At 65.2% G+C, this 20,525-nt stretch carries 16 protein-coding genes; 12 read left to right on the top strand and 4 right to left on the bottom strand.

Going from position 1 to position 20,525, the window contains the following annotated elements:
• The first annotated feature begins 4 nt into the window (after positions 1 to 4).
• From soxZ to EHH60_RS15385, 8 genes are all read left to right on the top strand, one after another.
• Positions 5 to 316: a thiosulfate oxidation carrier complex protein SoxZ gene (gene soxZ / locus EHH60_RS15420; protein WP_124160308.1), complete on the top strand. Its 312-nt coding sequence runs from the start codon at positions 5 to 7 to the stop codon at positions 314 to 316.
• Positions 316 to 1,179 (top strand): sulfur oxidation c-type cytochrome SoxA, encoded by an 864-nt coding sequence (soxA, locus tag EHH60_RS15415; RefSeq protein WP_199751485.1) that lies wholly within the window; start codon positions 316 to 318, stop codon positions 1,177 to 1,179. The genes soxZ and soxA overlap by 1 nt, the downstream gene beginning before the upstream one ends.
• Positions 1,176 to 1,481, top strand: coding sequence for a hypothetical protein (locus tag EHH60_RS15410; RefSeq protein ID WP_124160306.1), 306 nt, complete (start codon positions 1,176 to 1,178; stop codon positions 1,479 to 1,481). The genes soxA and EHH60_RS15410 overlap by 4 nt, the downstream gene beginning before the upstream one ends.
• 54 nt (positions 1,482 to 1,535) lie before the next feature.
• Positions 1,536 to 3,287, top strand: a complete 1,752-nt coding sequence (gene soxB, locus EHH60_RS15405; RefSeq protein WP_124160305.1) for a thiosulfohydrolase SoxB — start codon at positions 1,536 to 1,538, stop codon at positions 3,285 to 3,287.
• A gap of 312 nt (positions 3,288 to 3,599) precedes the next feature.
• On the top strand, positions 3,600 to 4,637 hold the full coding sequence (locus EHH60_RS15400; RefSeq protein ID WP_124160304.1) for an MBL fold metallo-hydrolase: 1,038 nt from the start codon (positions 3,600 to 3,602) through the stop codon (positions 4,635 to 4,637).
• A gap of 104 nt (positions 4,638 to 4,741) precedes the next feature.
• Entirely contained in the window at positions 4,742 to 4,921 is a 180-nt protein-coding gene (locus EHH60_RS15395) for a hypothetical protein (RefSeq protein ID WP_199751484.1), read from the top strand.
• A 188-nt stretch (positions 4,922 to 5,109) separates the two neighbouring features.
• On the top strand, positions 5,110 to 6,321 hold the full coding sequence (locus EHH60_RS15390; RefSeq protein WP_124160302.1) for an MFS transporter: 1,212 nt from the start codon (positions 5,110 to 5,112) through the stop codon (positions 6,319 to 6,321).
• 222 nt (positions 6,322 to 6,543) lie between these two features.
• A complete protein-coding gene (locus EHH60_RS15385; RefSeq protein WP_124160301.1) occupies positions 6,544 to 8,259 on the top strand; it encodes an N-acyl-D-amino-acid deacylase family protein in 1,716 nt (571 codons plus the stop codon).
• 92 nt (positions 8,260 to 8,351) lie between these two features.
• Here the strand turns inward: EHH60_RS15385 and EHH60_RS15380 are convergent, their stop codons facing one another.
• Complete coding sequence (locus tag EHH60_RS15380) at positions 8,352 to 9,689, bottom strand: MFS transporter (protein ID WP_124160300.1); 1,338 nt, start codon at positions 9,687 to 9,689, stop codon at positions 8,352 to 8,354.
• A 144-nt stretch (positions 9,690 to 9,833) separates the two neighbouring features.
• Between EHH60_RS15380 and EHH60_RS15375 the strand changes: the two genes are divergently transcribed.
• Genes EHH60_RS15375 through EHH60_RS15360 form a run of 4 tightly spaced genes read left to right on the top strand, consistent with a single transcriptional unit; the run spans position 9,834 to position 14,432 of the window.
• Complete coding sequence (locus EHH60_RS15375; RefSeq protein ID WP_124160299.1) at positions 9,834 to 10,487, top strand: ABC transporter ATP-binding protein; 654 nt, start codon at positions 9,834 to 9,836, stop codon at positions 10,485 to 10,487.
• Positions 10,484 to 12,946: an ABC transporter permease gene (locus EHH60_RS15370; RefSeq protein WP_124160298.1), complete on the top strand. Its 2,463-nt coding sequence runs from the start codon at positions 10,484 to 10,486 to the stop codon at positions 12,944 to 12,946. Before EHH60_RS15375 ends, EHH60_RS15370 begins: the two co-directional genes overlap by 4 nt.
• Complete coding sequence (locus EHH60_RS15365; RefSeq protein WP_124160297.1) at positions 12,936 to 14,018, top strand: lipocalin-like domain-containing protein; 1,083 nt, start codon at positions 12,936 to 12,938, stop codon at positions 14,016 to 14,018. Before EHH60_RS15370 ends, EHH60_RS15365 begins: the two co-directional genes overlap by 11 nt.
• A gap of 27 nt (positions 14,019 to 14,045) precedes the next feature.
• A complete protein-coding gene (locus EHH60_RS15360) occupies positions 14,046 to 14,432 on the top strand; it encodes an MAPEG family protein (RefSeq protein WP_124160296.1) in 387 nt (128 codons plus the stop codon).
• A 125-nt stretch (positions 14,433 to 14,557) separates the two neighbouring features.
• Here the strand turns inward: EHH60_RS15360 and EHH60_RS15355 are convergent, their stop codons facing one another.
• The 3 genes from EHH60_RS15355 to EHH60_RS15345 form a co-directional block, all read right to left on the bottom strand.
• Positions 14,558 to 15,748 carry an ABC transporter substrate-binding protein gene (locus EHH60_RS15355; protein WP_124160295.1) on the bottom strand — a complete coding sequence of 397 codons (1,191 nt, stop codon included), beginning with the start codon at positions 15,746 to 15,748 and terminating at the stop codon, positions 14,558 to 14,560.
• Positions 15,749 to 16,052: 304 nt separating this feature from the next.
• Complete coding sequence (locus EHH60_RS15350; protein ID WP_124160294.1) at positions 16,053 to 19,211, bottom strand: efflux RND transporter permease subunit; 3,159 nt, start codon at positions 19,209 to 19,211, stop codon at positions 16,053 to 16,055.
• Positions 19,208 to 20,413 carry an efflux RND transporter periplasmic adaptor subunit gene (locus EHH60_RS15345; RefSeq protein WP_199751483.1) on the bottom strand — a complete coding sequence of 402 codons (1,206 nt, stop codon included), beginning with the start codon at positions 20,411 to 20,413 and terminating at the stop codon, positions 19,208 to 19,210. Before EHH60_RS15345 ends, EHH60_RS15350 begins: the two co-directional genes overlap by 4 nt.
• Positions 20,414 to 20,525 lie beyond the last annotated feature (112 nt).

Below are 20,525 nucleotides of genomic sequence, written 5' to 3'. Positions count from 1 at the left end.
CGACATGGCATCCAGCATTCGCGTGCGCGCGACATCCAACGGCGACATCACCGAGGTGCAGACGCTGATCCAGCACCCCATGGACACCGGCCTGGTCAAGGATTCCAAGGGCGAGCCGATTCCGGCGCACTTCATCCAGGAGCTGAAGTTCGAATGTAACGGCAAGGACGTCTTCGTCGCCAATTGGGGCACTGCGGTCTCCAAGGACCCCTACGTCAAGTTCAGCTTCAAGGGCGCCAAGAAGGGCGACGAGCTCAAGATCTCCTGGACCGACAACAAGGGTGCGTCGGATACGACCACCGCGAAGATCGCGTGATGAAACAGCGCGCCGCGATTCTGCTCGGCTCAGCCTTCGTCGCACTCGCGGCACTTGTTCTCGTCGCAACGCGCGTCGTCGCAGCCGACAAGGTCGATCCCGTCGCCGATGCGAAGGCGTTCCAGAACTTCTTCTTCCAGAAGTTTCCGAACGTGAAGCACGAGGATTTCGTCAACGGTCCTTATTCCATGAACGAGGACATGAAGCGGCAGTGGCAGGAAAAGGAGGAATTCCCGCCCTACGAGTTCGCGCTCGATGCCGGCAAGGAGATGTTTGCGACCCCGTTCAAGAACGGCAAGACCTACGCCGACTGCTTCCCGAACGGCGGCATCGGCATCCGCCAGAACTATCCCTATTTCGACGAGAAGGAAGGCAAGGTCGTCACGCTGGAGCTTGCGCTCAACCGCTGCCGCGAGGCCAATGGCGAAGCGCCCTATTCCTACGTCAAGGACGAGATGGCCTCGCTCACCGCCTACATGGCCTACACCTCGCGCGGCAAGCCGATGGAGATCAAGATTCCCGACGATCCGCGTGCGCTGGCGGCGTACGAGAACGGCAAGCGCTATTTCTACACGCGGCGCGGCCAGCTGAATTTCTCCTGCGCCAGCTGCCATGTGCAGAGCCCGGGTGAGCGCATCCGCGCCGAGACCCTGGCACCGGCGCTCGGCATCCTCAACGCGATGCCGATCTACCGCTCCGAATGGAGCGGCATGGGCACCACCAGCCGCCGCTTCGTCACCTGCAACAGCCAGACCCGCGCGGTTCCGCTGGAGCCGCAATCGGACGAATATCGCGACGTCGAGTATTTCCTGTCCTACGTCGCCAACGGCCTGCCGATCTCGGGCCCGGGAGCACGGCCATGAAGCGGTCACTTGCTCTCGCCATGCTGCTTGTCGCAAGCCTTGCGTCATCCGCGCGCGCGGCGAACGAGGCGGACTACAAGGCGGCCTATGCCGCCGCCGAAGCCGCCTCCAGGGAGGCGGCTGGCATGCGCAATCAGTGGACCGTGACCGTATCTGCGCTGGCGGCAGCGAGGAAGGCTGCCGACGGCGGCGATTTCGACCGTGCGGTGGCCGCAGCCAGGGAGGCCGAAGCCCTGGCGAAGGCGTCGATCTTCCAGGCCACGTCCGAAAAAGAAGCCTGGAAGGCGATGGAAATCCGCTAGACTGCGCCTGAGTGGAATAGTCCGACGATCACGAGAGGCGCGGAGAATTCTTGGATGGCGATCCGCCGCCGCGATTTCCTGAAGGGTGCAGGCCTTGCCACCGCGACGCTCGGCCTGCCGCGGCTGGCCCGCGGCACCGAGACCGCCAGCATCTACGACGTCGAGCGGTTTGGCAATGCGCGGATCCTGCACATCACCGACACGCATGCGCAGCTCAATCCGGTCTATTTCCGGGAGCCCAGCGTCAATATCGGCATCGGTGAGATGGCGGGACGGCCGCCGCATCTGGTCGGCCGCGCCTTCCTGGAGCGGTTCGGCATTCGGCCCGACAGCGCCGATGCCTATGCCTTCACCTGCTTCGAGTTCGAGAAGTCCGCAGGCCGCTTCGGCAAGCTCGGCGGCTTCGCCCACCTGAAGACGCTGGTCGATCGCTTGCGCGGCGATGTCGGCGAGAAGCGTTCGCTGCTCGTCGACGGCGGCGATCTCTGGCAGGGCACCGGGCTCGCCAACGTCATGCAGGGCCGCGACATGGTCGAAGTCGCCAATCTGCTCGGCATCGAGGCGATGACCGGGCATTGGGAATTCACCTATGGCGAGCAGGCACTGCGCGACAATCTCGAGCGCTTCAAGGGCGAATTCCTGGCGCAGAACGTGTTCCTGACCGAGGAAGCGGCGTTCAACGACGCGCCCGCCTTCGACAAGGCCGCGGGACGCGTGTTCAAGCCATCCATGATCAAGGAGCTCGGCGGGCACCGCGTCGCGATCATCGGCCAGGCCTTCCCTTACGTTCCGATCGCGCATCCCAAACGGTTCACACCGGATTGGAGCTTCGGCATCCGCGAGGAGGAATTGCAGAAGCATGTCGACACCTTGCGCGGCACCGACAAGGTCGACGCCGTCGTCCTGCTGTCGCACAACGGCATGGATGTCGACCTCAAGCTCGCAAGCCGGGTCACCGGCATCGACGTCATCCTCGGCGGCCACACCCATGATGCCGTGCCGCAGCCGATTGCCGTGAAGAATGCGGGCGGCACGACGCTCGTCACCAATGCCGGCTCCAACGGGAAATTCCTGGCCGTGCTCGATCTTGCAGTCGACAGGGGCAAGGTCAGCGACATCCACTATCATCTGCTGCCGGTCTATTCCGAGCTGCTGAAGCCCGACCCTGCCATGGCCGAACTGATCGGCCGGCTGCGCGCGCCGCATGTGAGCGACTGGTCGGAGAAGATCGCAACGCCGGATCGCCTGCTCTACCGCCGAGACAATTTCTCCGGGCCCATCGACGAATTGATCTGCGCGGCGCTGCGTACCGAGCTCGACGCCGAGATCGCGTTGTCGCCGGGCTTCCGCTGGGGCGTCACCGCGCTGTCCGGCCAGGCGCTGACCATGGAGGATCTGCTCGCGGAAACCGCGATCACCTATCCCGAAACCTATGTGCAGGAGATGACGGGAGCCCAGATCAAGGACGTGCTGGAAGACGTCTGCGACAATCTCTTCAACGCCGACCCCTATTATCAGCAGGGCGGCGACATGGTGCGCGTCGGCGGGCTCAGCTACACCTGCACGCCGACAGCCGCGATCGGCAACCGCATCTCGGAGCTGAGGCTTGGCAGCGGCAAGGCGCTCGCTGCCAGCCACCGCTACAAGGTCGCGGGCTGGGCTTCGGTCAACGGCCAGCAAGGCGCGCCGGTGTGGGACGTCGTCGGCAAGTATCTGCGCTCGGGCCGGATGCTTCAGGAGCGGCTCGGCTCCGGCGTGACGCTGAAGGGAGTCGAAGGCAATCCAGGCATTGCGGACCAGGGATGATGCGAGCCCGGCGATCTCCCTGTCGTCCCGGTCAAGCGCGCCTCAAGCGCACGCCGATGCGGGACCCATAGCCAACAGGAGTGCTTTGGCGATGACCCGGAGTTACCGGTTACGCCCGCAACTCCTCCCTGTGGTTATGGATCCCCGCCTTGGCGGGGACGACACTGAGTTTGTGGGACCGGCTGCCCCCGCCCTGTCACCCGCCTCACAATAAAAATCTTCCAAATATTGCTATTCACACAGTGAATTGCTTCTCTTTCCGGCCCCCACCGTAGTAGAATTCTCGAAGTCAGTTCCAAGCCGGGTCCTGCCATGATCTTCCGCCAGCTTTTCGACAGCGTTTCGGGCACCTACAGTTATCTCCTCGCCAGCCGCCACGGCGGCGAGGCGCTGATCCTGGATCCCGTGCTGGAAAAGGTCGACCGCTACTGCCAATTGCTGCGCGAGCTCGACCTCAAGCTGGTGAAGGCCGTGGATACCCATCTGCATGCCGACCACGTCACCGGCCTCGGCGAACTGCGCGACCGCACGCATTGCATGACCGTGATGGGCGACCAGACCAAGGCCGATGTGGTGGCGATGCGGGTGGCCGACGGCGACAGGGTGACGATCGAGGGCTTGTCGCTCGACGTGATGTACACGCCGGGTCACACCGACGATTCCTATTCCTATCTGATGGGCGACCGCGTCTTCACCGGTGACACGCTTCTGATCCGCGGCACCGGCCGCACCGATTTCCAGAACGGCTCATCGCGCGCGCAATACGATTCGATCTTCAACCGCCTCTTGAAGCTGCCGGACGAGACGATGGTGTTCCCGGCGCATGACTACAAGGGCGATACCGTCTCCACCATCGGCGAGGAGAAGCGCTACAATCCGCGGCTCCAGGTGCGCTCGGTCGACGAATATATCGAGCTGATGGCGAACCTGAAGCTGCCCAATCCGAAGATGATGGACGTGGCGGTGCCCGCCAACATGCATGTCGGCCTGCATCAGGAGGAGCTCGAGAAAGAGGGCCGCGCGCTGAGCGCCGGGGAAGCGATCCGGATTCTCGGCCGGCCCGACATGCTGCTTGTGGATCTGCGCGAGACCAATGAGCGGTTGAAGCACGGCATGATTGAGGGCGCGCTGCACACGCCCTATCCGTCCGTCGAGGAGAGCCTCAAGCCCGGCGGCATGCTGCGCGAGGTCGCCGCCGCCACCGGCCGCCGCGTGGTGTTCTTCTGTGCCTTCGGCGAACGCTCGGCGATGGCGGTTGCGGCCGCGAAGGAAGCCGGGCTTCTCAACACCGCCCATATCGCCGGCGGCATCGATGCCTGGAAGAAGGCGGGCGGGCCGGTCGTGCACTGAGGGCTTCGTCGCGGGCCTTGAGTGTCGCGGGCCTTGAGTTAAGTCAGGAACCGCACATATTTGGCGGGTAGATTCGGATGCAGCATCACCATCCGGGACCAGCCATGGCCAAGACCGGGAATACGACCGCCAAGCCGAGCCAGCCGCCCAAGACCGCTGACACGAAGCGGGCGGAAGACAAGGCAAAGATACCCCTGCCTCCTCTCGATGAGGACGACTACGAGGACGGCGACATCGCCACGCCGAAACGCGACCGCTACGGTCCGGACGACGAGCCGTTATGAGGTGTAACCCCAAGCTCCGCCGTCGTCCCCGCCTAGTGCACAATTGCGCACCAGGCAGGGACGACAGCGTGGAGGCGCCTCAACGCCTCTCTCCCCGCCCGCGCTAGCTGCCATGCACCTGCGTTCATGGACAAATAACCGCTCTCCTCGATAGTTTGCGCCTCCATCGGGAGTGAAACGGAACTGCAATGGTCGACGTTCTCGCCGCACCGCAGCAAGCCAAGGCGGACAGTGCGCTGCGCACGTTGACCGGAATCTCGATCGCGCATTGGGTCAGCCATTTCCATCTGCTGGTCCTGCCGATGCTGTTCCCGTTCCTCAAGGAAAAGCTCGGCGTCGGCTATGTCGAGCTCGGCTTTGCGCTGACGACACTCGCCGTCGTCTCGGGTCTGACGCAGGCGCCGACGGGCTATCTCGTCGACCATTTCGGTGCGCGCAGGATCTTGCTGGCCGGGCTGACGCTCGGCGGCTGCGCGCTGATCCTGCTCGGGCTGCAGCTCAGCTACGCCTCGCTGATCGCCTGCGCCGTGCTGCTCGGCCTCGCCAACAGCGTCTACCATCCCGCCGATTACGCGATTCTGGCCGAGCACATGGACGAGGCGCGGATGGGCCGCGCCTTTTCGATCCACACCTTTGCCGGCTTTCTCGGCGGTGCGGTGGCGCCGGCCATCGTCGCAGCGCTCGTCACATTCTCCGGAGGAGCCGGGGCGCTGATCGCGTCCGGCGCCATTGGCGTCGCAGTGGCGCTGCTGCTGATCGTCATGAACATTCCGGACGCGGGCGGGCACAAGAAGAAGCCGGGCGGCGCGAGCGCGCCGAACCAGGCGGTGATCACGCCGGCGCTGATCACCCTGACCGCGCTGTTCATGCTGCTCAGCCTGTCGGTCGCCGGCATCAACAATTTCGGCGTGGTGGCCCTGATGAGCGGCTACGGCGCCTCTTACTCCGCCGCCAACATCGCGCTGACTGCGTTCTTGGGCGCCAGCGCCATCGGCGTGCTCGCGGGCGGCTTCCTCGCCGACCACACCGAGCGCCACGGCTATGTCGCGGCGGCCTGCTTTGCGGCGAATGCGGCAATCGTGCTGCTGATCGCGCTGGTGACGCTGCCGGGCTGGGCGCTGACCGCCACGATGGCGACCGCGGGCTTCCTCTCCGGCGTGATCGCGCCCTCGCGCGACATGCTGGTGCGCAATGCGGCGCCCGCCGGCGCTGCGGGGCGCGCCTTCGGCATCGTCTCGACCGGTTTCAATCTCGGCGGCATCGTCAGCCCGCTGCTGTTCGGCTGGATCATGGATCAGAGCGCGCCGCATTGGGTGTTCGGCGCGTCCGTGATCTTCATGCTCGCAACGGTGGTGCTGTCGCCGTTCACGGAACGGAAGCGGCAAGGTGCTGCAAATTGAGCAGTCGGTATAGCCCCGAATTCAACTGTCGTCCCGGCCTAGTCCGCAATTGCGCACGGGGCCCGTCCACCCATCACCACAGGGAGCGATTGTCGCGCGAAGCTGGTAAGTACGAGTCTTCGTAACACCTCTCCCCCGTGGTTATGTCCCGGATCTGCGCGTGCCTTTGGCACGCTTGTCCGGGACGACGAGAACAAACAACAACAACCGGGAAGAAACACCATGAGCAACCCTGATCTCGTGATCCGCGGCGGCACCGTCGCGGACGGCAGCGGCGGCGAGCTGTTCGAGGCTGATGTCGCCATCACCGGCGGCAAGATCAGCGCGATCGGCACGATAGCGTCGAACGGGCACGAAGAGATCGACGCGCGCGGCAAGCTGGTGACACCGGGCTTCGTCGACGTGCACACCCATTACGACGGGCAGGTCACCTGGAGCCAGGACATCACGCCGTCCTCGCAGAACGGCGTCACCACGGCGATCATGGGCAATTGCGGCGTCGGCTTTGCACCGTGCAAGCCTGATGACCACACTCGCCTGATTCAGCTCATGGAGGGCGTGGAGGATATTCCGGAGCCGGTGCTGAGCGCCGGCATTCCCTGGGCCTGGGAGAGCTTTCCGGATTACATGGACTGGCTCTCCAGGCGCGATTTCGACATCGATGTCGGCGCGCAACTGCCGCATGCGGCGCTGCGCGTCTACGTCATGGGCGAGCGCGGCGCGCGCCGCGATCCCTCGACCGCGGAGGACAATGCGGCGATGGCGAGGCTCGCGGGCGAGGCAGTGCGATCCGGTGCGCTCGGCTTCTCCACCTCGCGCACGCTCAATCATCGCACCTCGACCGGCGATTTCACACCGACGCTGAAAGCGGGCGAGGACGAGCTCACCGCGATTGCCGGCGCGATGCACCGGCAGGGCCGCAGCGTGCTGCAATTCGTGCTCGACCTCTCCACCATCCACGAAGACCTGCCGATGATGCTGCGGGTCGCGGACTCCACGAAATGCCCGATCTCGTTCTCGATCACGCAGAACGACAAGGCACCGCAGCGCTGGCGCCAGACGCTGGACGAGATCAATGCGGCGGCGCGGCGCGGCCTCTACATCACCGCGCAGATCGCGGCGCGCCCCGTTGGTCTCCTGCTCGGGCTCGAGCTCTCGCGCAACCCTTTCCAGACCCATCCGAGCTACAGGGCGATCGCCCACCTGCCGCTGCAGGAACGCTTGGCGCGGCTGCGCCAGCCTGATGTGCGCAAGGCAATCCTGAGCGAGACGGCGACCGCGACCGACGATCCGCTGTTCTTCAGTCCCAACTACGACAAGATGTTCCTGCTCGGCAATCCCCCCGATTACGAGCAGCCGCCGGAGAACGCGCTGGGGGCGCAAGCGCGCAGGCAGGGCCGTCAGCCGGAAGAGCTCGCCTATGACGCCATGCTGTCGGACGAAGGCCGCGGCATGCTCTACGTGCCCTTCCTGAACTATTCCGACGGAAATCTCGATGCGACGCGCGAGATGCTGCTCGATCCGCAATCGGTGCCGGGCCTGTCCGACGGCGGCGCGCATTGCGGCATCATCTGCGACGCGAGCTTCCCGACCTATCTGCTGACGCACTGGACGCGTGACCGCAAGCGCGGCGAGAAGCTCACGATCCCGTTCGTGGTCGCGGCGCAGTCGCGCAAGACCGCGCTCTCGGTCGGCCTCACCGACCGGGGCCTGATTGCCCCCGGTTACAAGGCCGACGTCAACGTGATCGACTACGACCGCCTGCATCTGCATCCGCCGAAGGTGCATTACGATCTGCCGGTCGGCGGGCGAAGGTTGCTGCAGGATGTCGACGGCTACGAGGCGACCATCGTGTCGGGCGTGGTGACGCGGCGACACGGCGCGGCCACGGGAAAGCGGCCGGGCAAGCTGATTCGCGGCGCGCAGCGAATGAATTAGAGCGAAGGCATGAGGCGCAAACGTCGCGCCTCATTCTCAGCGTCGTCCCTGCGTTCGCAGGGACGACAGCGGAGTGTGAGGCGAGACGCCCCTTACGTCGGCGACACAGCGCGCTTCAACGGCGCGGCTTGCGGGGCGGCACCGCGCGTCAGCCTGGCCCTCTCCGTATTCGGCCAGAGCAGGAGCAGGCCGAGCAGGCCGGAGCCGACCATGATCACGGCGTTGATGGTGAAGCCGGTCAGGTAGCCATCGAGCGTGCTGCCGGCACGCTGGATCGTGGCCCCCATCACGGTCGGCGCGATGATGCCGGCGAGCGTGTAGAGCGCACCGTAAATTGCGAGAATCGCGCCACGCTGCGACGTCGGCGTGAATTCGCCGAGCATGGGCGGGCAGACGACATAGATCGCCCCGCACAGGCCCGATCCGAACACAAGCAGCGCGATCTGGAGGCCCGCGCCCTGGACATGCGGCATCATCGCCAGGATGAGCCCGCCGACCACCAGCGGCACCGAGCCGAGAACACCGCGCGCCGCACGGGTGTTGTAGCCGCGCGCCATCATCACCTGCGAGATCCAGCCGGTGAGCATGACGATGGTGGCGCCGAACACCCAGGGCAGGATCGAGATGAAGCCGGCCTGGCTCTGCGAGAAGCCGAGCCCCTTGACGATGAACGGCGTGAACCAGGTCAGGCCAAGCGACAGCGCCCAATAGGCGCCGAAGGTTGCGGCGACGCAGCCGATGAAGGTGCGCGAGGTGAGAAGCTGCAAATAGGGGATCTTGGGCTCGGTCGCGGCCGAGACTTGCGTGTCCTCCAGCGGCCCTTCCTTGCCGAGCGTGAGCCAGGCCGCAACCCAGATCAGGCCGACGATTCCGAGCGCGCCGAAGGCATAGTGCCAGGAATGATTGACGATGATCCAGTTCAGCGCCGGCACCGCGAGGATGACGCCGAAGGCCGAACCTTGCGACAGGATCGCGGTCGGCAGCGTGCGCTTCTCGTCGGGGAACCATTTGTAGATGGCGTGCGCGGCGACCGAGAAGGCCGGGCCTTCGCCGGCGCCCAGCACGATGCGGCAGATCAGGAGCGTGGTGAAGGAAACGGTGCCGACCATCGGAAATTGCGCTAGCGCCCAGATGACAGCCAGAGCAAGCAGCACCCAGCGCGTCGGCACCTTGTTGACGATGAAGCCGACCACGATGGCGGAGATCGAGAACAGGAAGAAGAAGGAAGATCCGAGCAGGCCGAATTGCTCGGCGCTGAGCTTCATGTCGGTCATGATCGGCACGCCGGCGAGACCGACGACGATCTTGTCCGCGAAGTTCACCACCATGAAGAGAAAGAGGAGAAATGTAATGGTCCAGGCGCCCTTCGGCGTTGCCTTGGATTGCCCTGCCGTCCTGCCCGCCGCCGCCGGCGTTCCCTGAGCGCTCATGAATCTCCCCGTATGTCTTTGTGGCACTTTTTTGATTTGGCCGTCTTGGAAGCTAACAACGGCTTCAAGACCAACGCAACCCGGCATTTCCGCAGCAAGTGTGCTACGCAGCAATTGTGTCAATTCCGTCCGGCGCCATTCATCGTGCTGAGCATCCGAAATCTGTCCAAGACGTTCTCCTCGGCCGGCGAGCCGGTCCATGTGCTGCGCGGCGTCGATCTCGACCTCAGGCACGGCGAGCGCGTCGCACTGACCGGCGAGTCCGGAAGCGGCAAGAGCACATTGCTGCATCTGATCGCGGGGCTCGATGCGGCCGACGGCGGCACGATCTGGCTGGAGGAGATCGAGGTCACCAAGCTGTCGGATGCGGGACGTGCCGGCTTGCGGCGGGATCGCATCGGGCTGGTCTTTCAGCAGTTCAACCTGATCCCGAGCCTCTCCGTCGCGGACAATCTCGCCTTCCAGGCGCGGATCGCCGGCCGGCATGATGCGGCCTGGATCAAGGAGCTTGTCGAGCGGCTCGGACTCGGCAGCCTGCTCAAACGTTATCCAGAGCAAATATCAGGCGGCCAGCAACAACGGGTCGCGATCGGACGGGCGCTGGCGACGAAGCCCTCGCTGCTGCTCGCGGACGAGCCGACCGGCAATCTGGACGAGACCACCGCCGAAGACGTGCTGGCGCTGGCGCGCGACCTCGTCGCGCGCACCGGCTGCGGCTTCCTGATGGTGACGCACAGCCTGCACCTGGCGGCGACCCTCGACCGTCACCTCACCTTGCACGCGGGGCGTATTGCATGAGGCGTGCACTTTGGATCCTCGCCGTGCTGCTTAGCCACTGGCGCCGCCACAAGATGCAGTTTGTCACGCTGCTGATCGGGCTGATCGCGGCGACCGCGCTGTGGAGCGGCGTTCAGGCGATCAACCAGCAGGCCCGCAATGCCTATGACCGCGCCGCGGCGACGTTCGGCGGCGTGCGCACGGCGATGCTGGTGGCGCCAAAGGCGGCAACCTTTTCCCAGGAGTTGTTCGTAAAACTCCGCCGCGCCGGCTGGCCGGTCTCGCCGGTGCTGGAGGGAAGGGTCCAGATCAACGGGCGCTCGGTGCGGCTGCTCGGCATCGAGCCGGTGACGCTGCCGGCCGATGTCGGCAACGCGCCGCGTCTGGGTGCCGCGGACCTGGGCAGCTTCGTGGCGCCGCCGGGCCAGACGCTGGTGGCGCGGGAGATGCTGGCCGACTTGCATGAGGCGGAAGGGGCGGCGCCGGCGATCAGCAATGGCGCAAAGCTGCCGCCGCTGCGCGTGCTGCCACAACTCGTGCCCGACGTGCTCGTGGTCGATATCGGCGTGGCACAGCGCCTCCTCAACAAGCCGGATCAGGTCTCGCGCCTTCTGATCGGCAGGCCGAAGGGCAAGCCGGCGCCGCTGGCGAGCGTCGTTGGCGAGCAGTTGCAACGGGTCGAGCCGGATGCGGAGACGGAGCTCGAGCGCCTCACCGACAGCTTTCATCTCAACCTCACCGCGTTCGGCCTGCTGTCGTTCTTCGTCGGCCTGTTCATCGTCAACTCGGCCGTCGGCCTCGCCTTCGAGCAGCGGCTGCCGATGCTGCGGACCTTGCGGGCCTGCGGTGCCTCGGCGCGGCTGGTCAACACGGTGCTGGTGATCGAGCTGGTGGCACTGGCGCTGGTCGCCGGGCTGATCGGGCTTGCTTGCGGCTATTTCATCGCGGCCGCCCTGCTGCCCGACGTCGCCGCTTCGCTGCGCGGGCTCTATGGCGCGCAGATCCCGGGGCAGCTCAGCCTGCGAGGCGAATGGTGGCTCGCCGGCATCGGCATCAGCGTCGCCGGCGCGCTGGTGGCGGCCGCAACGAGCCTGGTCAAGGCGATCAGGATGCCGGTGCTGGCAACCGCCCAGCCGCGCGCCTGGCAACAGCGGCAACGCCGCTGGCTGGTCCTGCAGAGCTGCGCGGCCTGCGCCGTGTTCGCGGTCGCGCTGCTGTTGCTGCACTACGGACAATCGCTGATCGCGGGCTTTGGCGTGCTGGCGGCGCTGATGCTAGGTGCGGCACTGATCCTGCCGGCCTTGCTCGACATCATCCTGCTCGCCGGCCAGCGCGTCGCGCGTGGCCCGCTTGCGCTGTGGTTCTGGGCGGACAGCCGGCAACAGCTTTCCGGATTGTCGCTCGCGCTGATGGCGCTGCTGCTCGCGCTCGCCGTCAATGTCGGCGTCTCGACCATGGTGGAGACCTTCAGCCGCACCTTCATCGGCTGGCTCGACGGGCGGCTTGCGGCCGACGTCTACATCAGCGCGTCCGACAATGCGCAGGGCACGGCGATCCGCAACTGGCTGAAGGAGCGCAGCGATGTTCAGGCAATCCTTCCGGGCGGACGTGCGGAAACGCAGATTCAAGGCCAGCCGGTGGAGCTGCTGGGCCTGCCTGATCACGCGCTCTATCGCGAGCGCTGGCCGCTGCTGCAAGCCGCGCCGCGCGCCTGGACCCGGCTGGTGCCGGGCAATGCCGCCTTCATCAGCGAGCAGTTGAGCCGCCGGCTGAATGTGCGCCTCGGCGACGTGATCGAAGTGCCGGCGCCGGGCGGCACCTGGGAGCTCGACATCGTCGGCATCTATGCCGACTACGGCAACCCCAAGGGGCAGCTGACCGTGAACGTCGCGGCGCTGCTGCGGCAGTTCCCGCAGACGCCGCAGACGCGGATCGGCCTGATGGTCGCAAGAGAAAATATCCCCGATCTGATCGTGGCCTTGGAGAAGCAGTTTGCGCTCGACGACCGCAGCGTCGCCGACCAGGCGACGGTGAAGGCGGAATCGATCCGCATCTTCAGGCGCACCTTCGCGGTCACCTCGGCGCTGAACGCCTTCACGCTCGGCGTCGCCGGCGTCGCGCTTCTCACGAGCCTGCTGACGCTGGCGAATTCCCGCCTGCCGCAGCTCGCGCCGCTGTGGGCGATCGGCATCACGCGGCCGCGCCTTGCCGCGATCGAGCTGACCAAGACGCTTTCGGTCGCACTGTTCACGTCCGTGCTGGCGGTGCCGCTCGGCCTCCTGGTGGCGTGGTGCCTGATTGCGATCGTCAATGTGAAGGCATTCGGCTGGCGGCTGCCGTTCCACGTGTTTCCGCTGCAATTGATTGAGCTCGTGGCGGTGGCGCTGTTTGCTTCGCTGCTTGCGGCGCTGCTGCCGGTGGTACGGCTGGCGCGGATGCAGCCGGCGACTCTCGTCAAGGTGTTTGCCAATGAGCGTTGACCGGATCTCGCGGCGCGCCTTCGCCGCCAGCATCGCCGCGCTGGTCTTCGCGCGGCGCGCCGGCGCGCAGGGCTATGCCGGGCTCGGCGAGACCGCCGACGGCTTTGCGAAGGTCACGCCGGGAAGGAGCTTCACCTTCCCCGCCGATCACGGACCGCATCCGGGGTTTCGCATCGAGTGGTGGTATCTCACGGCTAACCTCGTCGATGGCAGCGGCGCGGCTTGCGGCCTGCAATGGACGCTGTTCCGCCAGGCCGCGCAGCCGGGTCCGCAAGGCGACGGCTGGGCCGATCAGCAGGTGTGGATGGCGCATGCCGCGGTGACGCGCGCCGACACCCACCGCTTCAGCGAAACGTTTTCGCGCGGCGGCGTGGGGCAGGCCGGCGTGACGGCCAAGCCGCTCGATGCCTGGATCGACGACTGGGAGATGAAGGGCTCTGAACGCACCGATGATCGCACATTGGCACCACTGACACTGAAGGCGTCCGGCACCGATTTCGGCTATGCGCTGACGCTGGAGGCGGACCGGCCGGTGGTGTTGCAGGGCAACGGCGGCTACAGCCGCAAGTCGGAACGCGGACAGGCATCCTACTATTACAGCCAGCCGTTCTATCGCGCGCGCGGCAATCTCACGATCGATGCCAAATCCGTCGATGTCACCGGCCAGGCCTGGATGGACAGGGAATGGAGCAGCCAGCCGCTCGATACCGACCAGACCGGCTGGGACTGGCTCTCACTGCATCTCGCATCCGGCGACAAGCTGATGCTGTACCGACTGCGGCAGAAGGACGGCAAGCATTATCCGTTCGGCAACTGGATCAGCGCCACTGGCGAGACGCAGATGATCGCGGGAGGCGACATCCAGATGACGCCGAAGGCAACCGCAGACGTCGCGGGACGCAAGTTGCCGGTGGAGTGGCACATCGCAATCCCCTCGCGATCGTTCTCGATTGCTTGCAAGCCGCTCAATTCCAAGGCCTGGATGGGGACCGGCTTCTCCTATTGGGAAGGACCGATCAGCTTTGCCGGCTCGCATGACGGCGTTGGCTATCTCGAGCTGACAGGCTATTGAAGCGCGACCTCTTCGAAGGGACTAGCGATGCATCATCTCACCGCCCTCGTCACGCTGCTGGCGATCGCCTTTTATTTCTTCACTGCCATCAACGTATCGCGCTCGCGTACCAAGACCGGCGTCAAGGTGCCCGCGATGTCGGGCCATCCGGATTTCGAGCGCGCCTTCCGCATCCAGATGAACACATTGGAATGGATGCCGATCTTCCTCCCAGCGCTGTGGCTGTTCGCGATCTATATCAGCGACGCCATCGCGGCGGGGATCGGCGTGGTCTGGATCATCGGCCGCATCGTCTATTTCGTCGGCTATTCGAAGGCTGCGGCCAAGCGCGGTATGGGTTTCGCGATCCAGAGCATCGCCGCCATGGCATTGTGGGCAGGAACGCTGGGAGCTGTGGTGTTGCGGATGGTGTGAGGATGGTTGCGAGCGGTCATTCCGGGGTGGCGCGCCAGCGCCGAACCCGGAATCTCGAGATTCTCAGGTGCGCAATTGCGCACCTGAGTTCGATGCTTGGCATCGCCCCGGAATGACGCTACGCGTCACTTCGTCAGCGGGCAGCCGCTTTCCTTGGCCGTGAAGAAGGCCTTGTCGCCGGGGACGGTGGCGAGCAGCTTGTAATAGTCCCACGGCTTCTTCGACTCCGACGGCTTCTTGACCTCGAACAGATACATGTCGTGGACCATGCGGCCGTTCTCGAGCACCTTGCCGCCTTGCGCGAAATCGTCGTTGACCGGCAGCTCCTTCAGCTTCTTGGCGACGGCATCCGGATCCTTGGTGCCGGCGGCCTTGACGGCCTTCAAGTAGCTCAGCGTCGCCGAATAGGTGCCCGCATGGATCATGCTCGGCATCCGGCCGGTGCGCTTGAGGAAGCGTTCGCCGAGATTGCGCGTCTTGTCGTTGAGATCCCAGTAATAGCCTTCGGTGAGCACCAGGCCTTGCGCTGCCTGGAGACCGAGCCCGTTGACTTCGGCGAGCGTCATCAAGAGCCCCGCGAGCTTCTGGCCGCCGGAGACGATGCCGAACTCGGACGCCTGCTTGATCGAGTTGGTGGTGTCGAGGCCGGCATTGGCGAGGCCCACGATCTTCGCCTTCGAGCTCTGCGCCTGGAGCAGGAAGGAGGAGAAGTCCGAGGAGTTGAGCGGCACGCGAACCGAGCCGACTACCTTGCCGCCATTGGCCGTGACGATCTCGCTGGTGTCCTTCTCCAGCGCATAGCCGAAGGCGTAATCCGCGGTGAGGAAGAACCAGGTGTCGCCGCCAGCCTTGGTCAGTGCGCCGCCGGTGCCGACGCCGAGCGCATGGGTGTCGTAGGCCCAGTGGAAGCCGTAGGGCTGGCAGGCGTCGCCGGTGAGGCGCGAGGTTGCGGCGCCGACGACGATGTCGATCTTCTTCTTTTCCTTGGAAAGCTCGTGGATCGCGAGCGCAACCGAGGAGGTCGTCAGCTCCGTGATCATGTCGACGTTCTCGACGTCGTACCAGCGCCGTGCGATCGAGCTGGCGAGATCCGGCTTGTTCTGGTGGTCGGCGGTGATGAGCTCGATCTTCTGGCCCAGTACCTCGCCGCCGAAATCCTCGATCGCCATCCTGGCCGCCTCGACCGACCATTTGCCGCCGTAGTCGGCATAGACGCCGGACTGATCGTTGAGGATGCCGATCTTGACGCCTTGCGCGGAGGCCGGCGCGGTGAGCAATACGGCAGAGGCGGCAGCGGCCAAAAGGACTGATTTCATATGTTAACTCCCAGCAGTCTTCTGTTGTGAAATCGCGCGGATACTAGTGAAGAACCCCGCGCGTGCCCATCCATTTCACGTTGGTCGTTAGTATGGGTGGGGTGCGCTAGACAACCGGTGTCGTTCCGGACAAGCGCGCGTAGATCCGGGACCCGTAACCACAGAAAGAGGTTTGACGAAGACTCGGAGTTGCCAGCGTCGCCCCGAACTCCTCCCTGTGGTTATAGGTCCCCGCGCCCCGTGCGCGATTGCGCACTAGGCGGGGACGACACCGAAGGTGCGGACACGCCGGCGGCCACAGTGATCAGGCCACCATCTCCGGCTTCTTGTCGCGCCGTCCCTCTGCGAGGTTCCGCACCACCACGTAGAAGATCGGCGTGAACAGAAGCCCGAACAGGGTGACGCCGATCATGCCGAAGAACACGGCAACGCCCACGGCCTGCCGCATCTCCGAGCCGGAGCCGCTGGAGATCACCAGCGGCAGCACGCCGAGGATGAAGGCGAACGACGTCATCAGGATCGGCCGCAGGCGCAGGCGGCAGGCCTCGATCACGGCCTCGAGCCGCGGCTTGCCCTCGTTCTCGATGTCGCGCGCGAACTCGACGATCAGGATCGCGTTCTTCGCCGCCAGCCCCACCAGCACGACAAAGCCGATCTGGGTGAGGATATTGACGTCCTGGCCCACGATGCGCACGCCGATGGTGGCAGCCAACAGGCACATCGGCACGATCAGGATCACCGCGAACGGAAGCGTCCAGCTGCCATATTGCGCTGCGAGCACGAGATAGACGAACAGCACGCAGATCGGGAACACGTAGAGGCCGGCATTGCCGCCGGTCACCTGTTGATAGGATAGGTCGGTCCATTCGAAGGTGAAGCCGCTCGGCAAGGTGTCGTTCGCGAGCTGCTTGATGGTGTTCAGCGCGGTGGTCGAGCTTGTCCCCGGCGCCGGCTCGCCCTGAAGCTCGGACGCGGCATAGAGATTATAGCGTGCGACGCGGTCGGGGCCGGAGACGTCCTTGAACTCGACCACGCTGCCGAGCATCACCATGTCGCCGGAGGCGTTGCGCGTGCGCAGGCGCGCAAGGTCGCTCGGTTCCTTTCGGAACGGGAAATCGGCCTGCGCCGTGACGTGGTAGGTGCGGCCGAACAGGTTGAAGTCGTTGACATAGGTCGATCCGAAATAGGTTTGGATCGTGTCGTTGATGTTGGAGATGGGCACGCCCAGCTTCTGCGCCTTGGTGCGGTCGATGTCGACGAAGAGCTGCGGCGTGTTGGCCGTGAACGGCGAGAACACCGAGGTCAGCGTCGGCGCCTTGCGCGCAGCAGCAACCAGCTCGTCGGTCGCGGCCGCGAGCATTTCGGGCCCGCGACCCTGGCGGTCCTGGACGCGGATGGTGAAGCCGCCGCCGGTGCCGATGCCGGGCACGGCCGGCGGCGGAATCACGATGATGAATGCACCTTGAATCGCGGACAGCCGCTTGCGCAACTCGGCCGTGATCGCGTTGGCGGTCAATCCCTTCTTGATCCGCGCCTCGGGCTCGTCGAACACGGGGAATAGCGCCGCGGCATTGCCCGCCTGCGTGCGCGTGGCGCCGGAGAAGCCGGCAAAGGCTGCGACGCGGACGATGCCCGGCGTATCCAATGAGATCCGCTCGATCTCGCGCACGACCTCGGTGGTGCGCGCCAGCGACGCCGCGCCCGGCAACTGCACGGATATGATGACGTAGCCGCGATCCTGCGCCGGGATGAACCCCTGCGGCGTGGTCACGATCAGCCAGCCGGCGCTGCCGATCAGCACGACGTAGATCAGGAGCATCGCGACGGAGTGACGGATCACGAAATTGGCGAGACTGGCATAGCCATGCGCCAGACGGTCGAATATGCGGTTGAACACGCCGGTAAAGGCGTTCCATCCGCGCGCGATGACATTCCAGGTGGCCGGCGGCCGCTTCTCTTCGTGCGGCGTGAGGATCTGCGAGGCCAGCGCGGGAGACAGCGTCAACGAGCAGAAGCACGAGATCGCGGTCGCAACGGCAATGGTGACGGCGAACTGCTGAAAGAACTGCCCGGAGATGCCGCCCAGGAACGCGGTCGGGACGAACACCGCACACAGCACCAGGGCGATCGAGACCAGCGCGCCGCCGACCTCTTCCATCGTCTTCAGCGCGGCATCGCGACGACTGAGGCCGTGCTCGAGATGGCGCTCGACGTTCTCGACCACGACGATGGCGTCATCGACCACGATGCCGACGGCGAGGACGAGTCCGAACAAGGTCAGATTGTTGATGGAGAATCCGAGCGCCGCCATCACCGCGAAGGTGCCGACCAGCGACACCGGGATCGCGATGATCGGAATGATCGCGGGCCGCCATCCCTGCAGGAATACCAGCACCACGACGACCACGAGCAGCATCGCTTCGTAGATGGTCTTGATCAGCTCGTGGACGGACTGCGCGATGAACTCGGTGGGATTGTAGCCGATGTTGTAGTCGAGGCCTTTCGGAAAGCTCTCCTTGAGCTTCGTCATGGTGTCGGAGATGTTCTTTGCCGTCGCGAGCGCGTTCGATCCGGGCCGTTGCGTCACCAGCATGGCAACGGCCGATTTGCGCAGCAGGAAACTGTTGGTGGAATAGGCCAGCGCCCCGAGCTCGATGCGGGCGACGTCGCGCAGGCGCACCGTGCGGCCGTCGGAGCCGGCCTTGATCAGGATGTCCTCGAACTGCTTCTGGTCCTTCAGCCGCCCCGTAAAAACGAGGTTCGGCTGGAAGGCGCGGTCGACGATCGGCGGCTCGGCGATCTGTCCGCCCGCGATCTGCACGTTCTGGGCGCGGATCGCCGCCAGCACCTCGGTCGAGGTCAGGCCGAGATTGGCGATTCGGTCAGGATCGAGCCACAGCCGCATCGAATAGTCGCGGGCACCGAAGATCTGGATGTCACCGACGCCGTCGATGCGCAACAGCTGGTCGCGGACCTGGAGCAGCGCGTAGTTGGAGATGTAGAGCTGGTCGAACGTGTCGTCGGGCGACAGCATGAACACGACCATCAGGATGTCGGGCGAGTTCTTGCGCGTGGTGACGCCGTTGCGCTGGACCTCCTCGGGCAGTCGCGGCTGCGCGATGGCGACGCGATTCTGCACCAGCACCTGGGCCTTGTCGAGATCGGTGCCGAGCTTGAAGGTGACGGTGATGGTGAGCTGGCCGTTCGAGGTGGCCTGGCTGTAGAGATACAGCATGTCCTCGACGCCGTTGATCTCCTGCTCGATCGGAGCTGCCACCGTGTCCGACACGGTCTGCGCGGAGGCGCCGGGATATTGCGTGGTGACGACGACGGTCGGCGGCACCACTTGCGGATATTCGGAGACGGGCAGCGTCGTGTAAGCGAGTGCGCCGACGATCAGAAGCACGATCGACAGCACCATCGCCAGAATGGGCTGGTTGATGGAGAGGCGGCCGAGGTTCATGACTTGCCACCGGCCGGCGCTTGAGCGGTCTGCGGGGCGACCTTGGCGCCGACACGGGCGCGCTGGATGCCGTTGACGATGACGCGGTCCTCTGCCTTCAACCCTTCGCGGATCACGCGCAGGCCCTCGTCGAGCGGCCCGAGCACTACCGGGCGCGCCTCGACGGTGTCGTCGGGCTTCACCACGAAAACGATCTTGCGGGACTGGTCGGTTGCAACAGCGGCGTCCGGAATCAACAGCGCCTCATAGGGTGCGCTGGCGATCAAGCGGACACGGCCGAACTGGCCGGGCAGGATCGACAAATCGGTGTTCTTGACCACCGCGCGGCTGCGCAGCGTTCCTGTGGAGACGTCGAGGCGATTGTCGAGGAAGTTGATGGTGCCTTCGTGAGACGGCTTGGTCTCGCCGGCGAGAGACACCTGCACCGGGTTTGCCGTGTCGCGCGAGCTCGGGCGACGGCCTTCGAACCACAGCTTGCTGTATTTGATGAACGTTGCCTCATCCATATCGAAATAGATGTAGATCGGGTCGAGCGCGACGATCGAGGTCAGCAGCGTCGAAGTGCCGGTATCGCTCCCCTGCACGAGATTGCCGGGGCTGACGAGGTGGCGGCTGACGCGGCCGGTCAGCGGCGCTGTGACGTGCGTGAACTCGATGTTGAGCTTGGCGGCTTTCAGCGCGCCTTCGGCCTGCATCTCGGCCGCATGCGCGGCCTGCAAGGCTTGGCGGCGCTGATCGACCACTTGCTCGGAGACGGCGCTGGTCTGCACCAGGCTCAGGCCGCGGTCGAGCTCGCGCTTGGCAAGTTCCACTTTGGCCCGTGCATCCGACAGCTGCCCCTCCGCCTGAGTGGCCACCGCCTCGAACGGGCGCGGGTCAATCACGTAGAGCAGATCGCCCTGGCGCACGATGGCGCCGTCCGTGAACTCGACCGAGTTGACGAAGCCGCCGACGCGCGGCCGCACCTGCACTTCCTCCACCGCCTCGAAGCGGCCGGTGAACTCGTCCCAATCGGTGACCGTGCGCTTGACCGGCGGGGCGACGGTCACTTGCGCCGGCGGCGGGGCAGCCGCCTGTGATGCCGGCTTGTCGCAGCCGGCCAGTGCGAATGCCACGGCGAGAAAGCCCGCGATCGCGTAGGGCCGAGGCTGAACGAAATCGTGCTTTTTCACAAACTGCTCGCTTCCGTCAGGTCCGCTCATCCCAGGTCCTCGCATCAAAGCCGCAGAAACAGCAGGGTACCGGCCTACCCGCGGGCGACACAAGATGTGTTGCGATGATGAACTCTTCAAGACCCGTGCCGCGCGCGAGGCT

Origin of the sequence: Bradyrhizobium sp. RP6 (assembly GCF_003837805.1) — a bacterium.
Taxonomy (GTDB): Bacteria; Pseudomonadota; Alphaproteobacteria; order Rhizobiales; family Xanthobacteraceae; genus Bradyrhizobium.
The sequence above is the reverse complement of the archived record's forward strand: the minus strand, read 5'-3'. Positions and strand labels throughout refer to the sequence as shown.

Coding starts and splice junctions, on each gene's coding strand:
- soxZ (WP_124160308.1), top strand. CDS start 5: ATGGCATCCAGCATTCGCGTGCGCGCGACATCCAACGGCGACATCACC.
- soxA (WP_199751485.1), top strand. CDS start 316: ATGAAACAGCGCGCCGCGATTCTGCTCGGCTCAGCCTTCGTCGCACTC.
- EHH60_RS15410 (WP_124160306.1), top strand. CDS start 1,176: ATGAAGCGGTCACTTGCTCTCGCCATGCTGCTTGTCGCAAGCCTTGCG.
- soxB (WP_124160305.1), top strand. CDS start 1,536: ATGGCGATCCGCCGCCGCGATTTCCTGAAGGGTGCAGGCCTTGCCACC.
- EHH60_RS15400 (WP_124160304.1), top strand. CDS start 3,600: ATGATCTTCCGCCAGCTTTTCGACAGCGTTTCGGGCACCTACAGTTAT.
- EHH60_RS15395 (WP_199751484.1), top strand. CDS start 4,742: ATGGCCAAGACCGGGAATACGACCGCCAAGCCGAGCCAGCCGCCCAAG.
- EHH60_RS15390 (WP_124160302.1), top strand. CDS start 5,110: ATGGTCGACGTTCTCGCCGCACCGCAGCAAGCCAAGGCGGACAGTGCG.
- EHH60_RS15385 (WP_124160301.1), top strand. CDS start 6,544: ATGAGCAACCCTGATCTCGTGATCCGCGGCGGCACCGTCGCGGACGGC.
- EHH60_RS15380 (WP_124160300.1), bottom strand. CDS start 9,689: ATGAGCGCTCAGGGAACGCCGGCGGCGGCGGGCAGGACGGCAGGGCAA.
- EHH60_RS15370 (WP_124160298.1), top strand. CDS start 10,484: ATGAGGCGTGCACTTTGGATCCTCGCCGTGCTGCTTAGCCACTGGCGC.
- EHH60_RS15365 (WP_124160297.1), top strand. CDS start 12,936: ATGAGCGTTGACCGGATCTCGCGGCGCGCCTTCGCCGCCAGCATCGCC.
- EHH60_RS15360 (WP_124160296.1), top strand. CDS start 14,046: ATGCATCATCTCACCGCCCTCGTCACGCTGCTGGCGATCGCCTTTTAT.
- EHH60_RS15355 (WP_124160295.1), bottom strand. CDS start 15,748: ATGAAATCAGTCCTTTTGGCCGCTGCCGCCTCTGCCGTATTGCTCACC.
- EHH60_RS15350 (WP_124160294.1), bottom strand. CDS start 19,211: ATGAACCTCGGCCGCCTCTCCATCAACCAGCCCATTCTGGCGATGGTG.
- EHH60_RS15345 (WP_199751483.1), bottom strand. CDS start 20,413: ATGAGCGGACCTGACGGAAGCGAGCAGTTTGTGAAAAAGCACGATTTC.